We start from the raw sequence: 1,222 nt of genomic DNA, 5'->3' as shown, positions 1-1,222 counted from the left end.
TGAGGTGCCTCGGATCTTCCGGACACGTCCATAGCTAGGATTGTGGACGAACCGGAAGGAAGGTCATTGGCAAGGCGTAAACGGCGGTACTTCTCGCAGGAGTTCAAGGACGAGGCTGTCCGCATGGTGCTGGACGGGCCACGCCCGATCACCCATGTGGCCCGGGAACTGGACCTGCATGAGACCACCCTTGGGTCCTGGGTGAAGGAATACCGGCTGAAGCATGATGCAGGGGGACAGGACGCGGCGGACTCGGGCGGGCGTAAGAGCGAGAGGGAACTTCAGCTCGAACGTGAGGTCCGGAAGCTACGGGAAGAGAACGCCTTCCTGAAAAAAGCCGCGGCCTTCTTCGCCAAGGAACACCCGTAACCGCCAAGTACGAGTTCATCGACGCGGAGAAGGCCAACCACAGCATCGTCGACATGTGCACCTGGCTACATGTGTCCCGTTCAGGATTCTATGAATGGCGATCACGGCCGGCCTCGGGCACCACCGAACGCCGGACGCGGTTGAAACTCATGATCGAGGCGGTGTTCCAGGCCAATCACCAGACCTATGGCCACCGGCGGGTGCACGCGGTGCTGGTCCGGTCCGGCGAGCAGGTGTCGCTGGAGCTGGTGCGGCAGCTCATGCGCGAGCTCGGCCTGGTGCCGGTGCAGCCGCGACCGTGGCGGCCGGTCACCACCCTGGCCGAGGGGCCGGACGCCATCCCCGACCTGGTACGAAGGGACTTCACCGCCGCCGCACCCGGAACCAAACTCGTCGGCGACGTCACCTACATCCCCACCTGGGAAGGGTTCGCCTATCTGGCGACCGTCATCGACTGCCACTCCAAGATGGTGGTCGGATGGGCGATGGCCGACCATTTCAAAACCTCCCTCCTCACCGACGCGCTCGACGCCGCAGCGGGCAACATCGACATCGAACCCGACTGCATCTTCCACTCCGACCGCGGGTCGAATTACACCAGTTCCGAGTTCGGCCGCCACCTCGATCGATATGAAATGCGCCGCTCTGTGGGACGGACTGGCGTGTGCTGGGACAACGCGCTCGCAGAGTCATTTTTCGGAGCGTTGAAGAACGAGTGGCTGCATCATATGGTGTTTGCCACACGAGCCAAAGCCCTCCGCGCGGTCATGCGCTACATCGAAGGCTTCTATAATCGACGTAGGCTCCACTCGGCGAACGGGTACCGAACCCCATGGGAGGTCCACACCGAGTA

At 62.6% G+C, this 1,222-nt stretch carries 1 protein-coding gene; it reads left to right on the top strand.

Features of this window, described 5'->3' with window-relative positions; genetic code table 11:
• Positions 1 to 123: 123 nt before the first annotated feature.
• A protein-coding gene (locus EBO15_RS43425; RefSeq protein ID WP_122200214.1) for an IS3 family transposase occupies positions 124 to 1,222 on the top strand; the annotation gives its coding sequence in 2 pieces (ribosomal slippage) (positions 124 to 343 and positions 343 to 1,222; 1,100 coding nt annotated over the 2 pieces). This gene is flagged as partial in the annotation.

The sequence above is a fragment of the Actinomadura harenae genome (assembly GCF_003696215.1).
Lineage (GTDB): Bacteria > Actinomycetota > Actinomycetes > Streptosporangiales > Streptosporangiaceae > Spirillospora > Spirillospora harenae.
The sequence above is the reverse complement of the archived record's forward strand: the minus strand, read 5'-3'. Positions and strand labels throughout refer to the sequence as shown.